The following is a 4,939-nucleotide window of genomic DNA, read 5'->3' on the forward strand; positions in this document are numbered from 1 at the left end:
CCCCCTTGTGGGGAGGGATCAAGGGTGGGGGTGCCCCACGCACCGGCGTTAGCTGTGTGGAGTACGCTCCCCCCAAAACCAAGCGGGGCCGGCCCTTTCGGACCGGCCCCTGAGCCCCGCAAGCAGGAGGCTGTCTGGTTACTGGATCGTGCCGACCGACCAGAAGAAGGTTTCGCCCGAGGAGTCGGCGACGCCGTCATTGTCGGTGATCACGTAACCGGTGCCGTCGGCGCCGATGGCGAAGCTTTCGACCTTGTCGACGACATAGCCGTTGTTGGAGGCGAGGTCGGGGATGAAGTCGCGGACTTCTTCCTTGGTGACCACCGGCAGCTCGCCGCCGATTTCGGCGCCGACGAGGGCCGAGACCGGCACGCGGTAGAGCTTCTTCAGCACCGCCTTCAGCGCGATCTGGTTGTCGCGCTCGACGATGTAGACGTAGTCGCCGTGCGCGGTGATCTCGGAGAGGCCGTTCCAGGCGCCATCAGCCGCCGCTTCGAGCGGGTAACGGACAGCCGACCAGGTCTTCTCCTTGGTGTTGTAGCCCAAGAGCTTCACCTGCCCCGCCGGATCGTCCTTCCACTCGCGCTGGATCGCCACCCACAGGGTGTCGCCGACCTTGGTGACGCCCTCGGCGCCGTAGCGGATCTCGCTCGGCAGCAGCGCCTCGGGGAACGCCACCTCCTCGGTGATCTTGCCCTCGGCGTCGATGCGGTAGAGCGCATGCGGGGTCAGCCGGTCGCTGCGGCCTTCCGAAGCCACCCAGAAACCGCCCTCGCCATCGAGCGTGATGCCCTCGAGGTCGAGCTTCTGCGCCGCATCGCCACCACGGGTGATGACGGTCTTCTTGACGATCTTCGCCGGCTTGGCGGTGGCGTCGATCTCGTAGATCGCCGGCTCGGCTGCGAGCACGCTGTCGCTGACGGCATAGAGGATCCCCGTCTTCTCGGCATCGCCCACGGCGCCCGAGATGGCGGCCCAGCCGATCGGGTGACCGTCGGCATCGAGATCGGAGATCAGCTGCGGATAGGCGGCTTCGCCTTCGGTGCGCTCGTAGAGCATGACGTGCGAGCCGGCGAGACCACCTTCACGCAGGTCGACCTCGTTAGCGGTAGCCAGGAGGTTACGCGAGGGGATGGCGACGAGGCCCTCGGGGGAAATGCCGGACGGCAGCGACTGCAGGTACTCGGGCTCGGCGCCCGTATCCTTGTAGACGGCCACCAGTGAGGAGCGCTCTTGGGCGACGAAGAACAGGTTGTCCTCGCCGAAGGTCGCGACCTCGAGGCCCTCGGGCTCGACGCCCTTCTTGTTGCGCGCGTCGGGATAGTGACCGAGGCGAGCGGCTTCGAGTTCCATCGACGGGCCGCTCTCGTAGGCGACGGTGCCATCCTTGTTGAAGATGGTGAAACTGCGCGAGCCACCGTTCCAGTCGCCTTCGTTGGCGACGACCAGGCGGTTGTCGTCGAGCCACTTTACCGCGTCGGGCTCACGGGCGACGTCAGCCAGCTTGCCGGTGAACTTGAGCGCGCCGTCCTTCTTGGTGTCGATGCCTTCGAGGCTGACGGTGCCGGCCGAGAAGTGCGACTTCACCGCGCCGGTCTTGCCGTCGATGATGACGATCTCGTTGTTTTCCTGCAGCGTCAGCGCGACTTCGTCGAGACCGTTGATCGAGACGAACTCGGCCTCGGCATCTTCCGGCGCGATGCCGGCGAGGCCGGTCAGCTCGACCTTGGCGAGGCTTTCCGGATCGAGCGCCCCACCGGTGAGCGAGAGCAGCACGAGGTAGCCCGACGGCAGCTGCGGGATGGCGGCGTCATTGATCTCTTCATCGCGCTCGTTCTCGATCGCGATGGCGATCAGCGTGCCGGCGGCGTTGTGGGTGATCGAGTCCGGCTGGCCGCCGAGATCGACGCTCGCCTCGATCGCCTTGCTGGCGAGGTCGACGACCACCAGCTTGCCCGACGGATTGACCTTGCTCTCCGACGTGTTGACCGCGGCATAGACCTTGTTGCCGATAATGGTGACCGAGGTCGGCTCGCCCTCGAGTGACAGGAAGCCGGCAGCCTTCGGGGCCTTGGCATCGGTGATGTCGATAAAGCCGATGCCACCGGCCGGGCTGTCGGAATAGACCAGCGTCAGACCATCTTCCGAGGCAGTTATGATTTCCGACGAGGTCGCCTTGGCTTCGGGGTTGTTCAGCTCCACCGGGAAGCTGGCGATCCGGTTGAACACCGGCGCGGCATAGGCCGAGGTGGCGAGAAGGCCGGCGGTGAGGCCGAGGAGAATGGATTTGAACTGCATTTGCTGGCGCCCCTGAAAATCGAAGGCTTCGGCTTAGGCACGCCGCACAACGGCCACATGACGATCGGGTGACAGATCTGTGACAGGCCCCGCCGCATATACATCGGGCCCTGTACTGCCTATATCTAACGATGAGAACGAAACAGGATTCGTCGTTTCCCTGATGGCAGCAGAACCGCAGCGCCTCGACCGCCCGCAGGCGGGCTCGATCACCAGCCAGTTTGGCCGGGGAGCGGCGGCGCCCGACTACCTGAAGGGCCTCAACGAGGAGCAGCGCGACGCCGTGCTGACCACCGAGGGGCCGCTGCTGGTGCTCGCCGGCGCCGGCACCGGCAAGACCCGCGTGCTGACCACCCGCATCGCCCACATCCTCAATTCCAAAAAGGCCTGGCCGTCCGAGATCCTGTCGGTGACCTTCACCAACAAGGCGGCGCGCGAGATGAAGGAGCGCATCGGCGCGCTGGTCGGCGCGGGCGTCGAGGGCATGCCATGGCTCGGCACCTTCCACTCGATCGGCGCGCGGCTGCTGCGCCGGCACGCCGAGCTGGTGGGGCTGCGCTCGGATTTCACCATTCTCGATACCGACGACCAGATCCGGCTGATCAAGCAGCTGCTGGAAGCTGCCAATATCGACGAGAAGCGCTGGCCGGCCCGGCAGTTCGCCGGGATGATGGACAACTGGAAGAACCGCGGCCAGTTGCCCACCGATGTGTCGATGGCCGACCGCTCGGCCTTCGCCAATGGCCGGATCCCCGAGCTCTACCAGCAGTACCAGGATCGGCTGAAGACGCTGAACGCCACCGATTTCGGCGACCTGCTGCTGCTCTGCATCAAACTGTTCCGCGAAAACCCGGATGTGCTGGCCGAGTATCACCGGCGCTTCAAATACATCCTCGTCGACGAGTACCAGGATTCGAACGTCGCGCAGTATTTGTGGCTGCGCCTGCTGGCGCAGGGCAAGCCCGCTCCCGAGGCCAACCTCTGCGTGGTCGGTGACGACGACCAGTCGATCTATGGCTGGCGCGGCGCCGAGGTCGACAACATCCTGCGCTTCGAGAAGGACTTTCCGGGCGCCAAGGTGATCCGGCTGGAGCGCAACTACCGCTCTACCTCCAATATTCTGAAGGCCGCTTCGCACCTCATCGCCAACAATGAGAGCCGGCTGGGCAAGACCCTGCAGACCGATGTGGGCGAACCGGGCGAGCTGGTCATGGTCACCTCGGTTTGGGATTCGGACGAGGAGGCCCGGCAGGTCGGCGAGGAGATCGAGCAGTTCCAGCGCCAGGGCGACGCGCTGAACTCGATGGCCATCCTGGTGCGCGCTTCACACCAGATGCGCGCCTTCGAAGAGCGCTTCATCACGCTCGGCCTCAACTACCGCGTCATCGGCGGCCCGCGCTTTTATGAGCGCAAGGAAGTCCGCGATGCGCTGGCCTATCTGCGGCTGGTGTCCAATCCCAACGACGACCTCGCCTTCGAGCGCATCGTCAATACGCCGAAGCGCGGGCTGGGCGATTCCACCCTGCAGATCCTCTACGACGCGGCGCGCCGCCAGGGCACTTCGCTGACCACCGCCGTGCGCACCCTCGTCGAGACCGAGGAGCTGAAGCCCAAGCAGCGCACCACGCTGCGCCAACTGATGGATCAGTTCGATGACTGGGCGCAGCGGGCGCAGGCCGTGCCTCCCGAAGATGCCGTCGAGACCGAAGAACTGGCGCCCGGCATCGTCCGCCGCCACACCTCGCACGCCGATCTGGCGCGCCAGGTGCTCGACGAGTCCGGCTACACCGAGATGTGGCAGAACGACAAATCCGCCGAGGCCGAAGGCCGGCTCGAGAATTTGAAGGAACTGGTCAACTCCATGGAGGAGTTCGACTCGCTGAGCGGCTTCCTCGAGCACGTCTCCTTGGTAATGGACCGCGATACCGGCGAGGCCGACGACGCCGTGTCGATCATGACGCTCCACTCCGCCAAGGGGCTGGAATTCGAAACCGTGTTCCTCCCCGGCTGGGAGGAAGGGCTGTTCCCCAGCCAGCGCACCCTCGACGAGAGCGGCCGCGCCGGGCTCGAGGAGGAGCGGCGGCTCGCCTATGTCGGCCTCACCCGGGCCCGCAAGCGTCTACGCGTCTCGGTGGCGCAGAACCGGCTGACCCATGGCCTCTGGCAATCGGCGATCCCGTCACGCTTCCTCGACGAGCTGCCGGCAGCAGCAGTCGAGGTGAAGGACACCGGCTCGGCCTATGGCGGCTATGGCTATGGCGGCCGTTCGGGCGGCGGCCGTTTCGATACCCGCGACCCGTTCGATTCCCTTTACGAGACCCCCGGCTGGCAGCGCGCCCGCGCCCAGGCCTCATCGCGCAAATCTGCTGGCCCGGTGACCATCGATGGCGACCTCGTCGCCCGCTCGGTCGATGACGGCCGTGGCTCGAAATACGATGTCGGCGAGCGCGTCTTCCACCTGAAGTTCGGCTATGGCCGGATCGAGCAGATCGAAGGCAACAAGCTGACCATCGAGTTCGAGAAAGCCGGCCGCAAGAAGGTCCTCGAAAGCTTCGTGCAGAAGCCGTAACCTGGCTCTTATAACCATCTCCGAGCCCACTAGACAGGCAGAAACATCCTATGCCCTCCTCCCATTGCACAA

At 65.3% G+C, this 4,939-nt stretch carries 2 protein-coding genes; one reads left to right on the top strand and one right to left on the bottom strand.

Features of this window, described 5'->3' with window-relative positions:
* Positions 1–138: 138 nt before the first annotated feature.
* Positions 139–2,298, bottom strand: a complete 2,160-nt coding sequence (locus tag VW23_RS19170; RefSeq protein ID WP_069911152.1) for an esterase-like activity of phytase family protein — start codon at positions 2,296–2,298, stop codon at positions 139–141.
* Positions 2,299–2,461: 163 nt separating this feature from the next.
* Between VW23_RS19170 and VW23_RS19175 the strand changes: the two genes are divergently transcribed.
* A complete protein-coding gene (locus VW23_RS19175; RefSeq protein WP_069911153.1) occupies positions 2,462–4,867 on the top strand; it encodes an ATP-dependent helicase in 2,406 nt (801 codons plus the stop codon).
* Positions 4,868–4,939: the final 72 nt, after the last annotated feature.

The sequence above is a fragment of the Devosia insulae DS-56 genome (assembly GCF_000970465.2).
Lineage (GTDB): Bacteria > Pseudomonadota > Alphaproteobacteria > Rhizobiales > Devosiaceae > Devosia_A > Devosia_A insulae.

Excerpts from the sequence above, each read along its gene's own strand:
- VW23_RS19170 (WP_069911152.1), bottom strand. The coding sequence starts at position 2,298 with ATGCAGTTCAAATCCATTCTCCTCGGCCTCACCGCCGGCCTTCTCGCC.
- VW23_RS19175 (WP_069911153.1), top strand. The coding sequence starts at position 2,462 with ATGGCAGCAGAACCGCAGCGCCTCGACCGCCCGCAGGCGGGCTCGATC.